Annotated in this window: 2 protein-coding genes; one reads left to right on the top strand and one right to left on the bottom strand. The window is 51.1% G+C overall.

Annotated elements, in window-relative coordinates; genetic code table 11:
* The coding region (locus ACWEIJ_RS46065; protein ID WP_449843629.1) for a hypothetical protein at positions 1 to 764 on the top strand (764 nt) is incomplete at its 5' end.
* A gap of 18 nt (positions 765 to 782) precedes the next feature.
* On the opposite strand, the gene ACWEIJ_RS46060 is transcribed toward ACWEIJ_RS46065, so the two are convergent.
* Positions 783 to 1,143: hypothetical protein (locus ACWEIJ_RS46060; protein WP_449843628.1), on the bottom strand; the 361-nt coding region annotated here is incomplete at its 5' end.

The following is a 1,143-nucleotide window of genomic DNA, read 5'->3' as shown; positions in this document are numbered from 1 at the left end:
ATCTGCGCGGCGATATCGGCACAAAAGCATCGTTGGCGATCCGAAACCTGTCAAAGGGTGACGCGAAAGGCTTTCGGGCGCTGCAGCAGGATATCCCTTCACCACGTATCCGACGGGAAGTTGTGGCCACATCGTTGCGCGATGCTTTCAGCCAAGGCAGCCGCAAGGAAAACGAGTTCCATCTGCCGGGTTTTGTTGACTGGTATCAGGGGATGAAATCTTCCGGAACGCTGCCGATGGTTGAGCGGGAGCTTGGAGCACGAACTGCCAAACAGCTACGGAATCTTTTCACCGTTTCACAGGCAGTGCGCCAGGCTCGCGAGAGCAGTATTCAAACTGGTAGGCTGAACGCGTTCATTAAGCAATTCGATGCAGAAGGCGGCACGCTTGACAAAATTTACCGTCATGGAAAAGGCGCATTAGCCACTACAGTGCTGGGCCACATTCCTGTTGTCGGCCCGACGCTTAGCTACGGCGCCGTAGCCGGTATGGCAGCCAAAGAGGCCGCCCGCCCGGCGCGTAGCGTTGCTGCCGATCGTCTGTTGGCATCGCCTGAATTCAGGTCGGTCGTTAAACAGGCGAAAGGGGGTAAATTGACCGAGAAGGGACAGCAGGTAATTAATCGAAGAATGGAAACGCGTATCGCCAATTCCACTGCGTGGAAATCGTTCTACAGAACATTGACCCGAGAGGAGAAGCAGGCGATCGCGAGAATGGGCATTATTGGATGGCTTTCGGGAGAGGCCGACGGCAGAGAATATTAACCACCGGCCAGGGATGGCCTACCGATAAATTTCGTTATCGATCTTTACTTGGTCTAATACTTTTCTCTGCTCTCTATCTGGCAGGCTGTATTTTTCAATTACGTCCATAACGTATTTTATGTCGCTAATTTTTAACTCTATGGACTCTACGCTGTTTTTCAACTGATCTGCGGCGTCGAATACAGATTCAGTATGCCGCCCTAAATTGCGGTTTACTTCGTCTAGACATGCTGCCACAGTTTTTGTCTCACTGATGCTTTTCTTCTGCAGGGTAATTATTTGCCCCAACTGGGCAATGAGCACCAAGAAAGCTATAAGCAGCGCGATAGCTACAATTTCCATAAAACCTCCTGTGTTTTCGCTAAGCATAGCATGGAGC

The sequence above is a fragment of the Lentzea sp. NPDC004789 genome, assembly GCF_053601075.1.
This window is presented reverse-complemented; position numbering and strand designations above follow the sequence as displayed.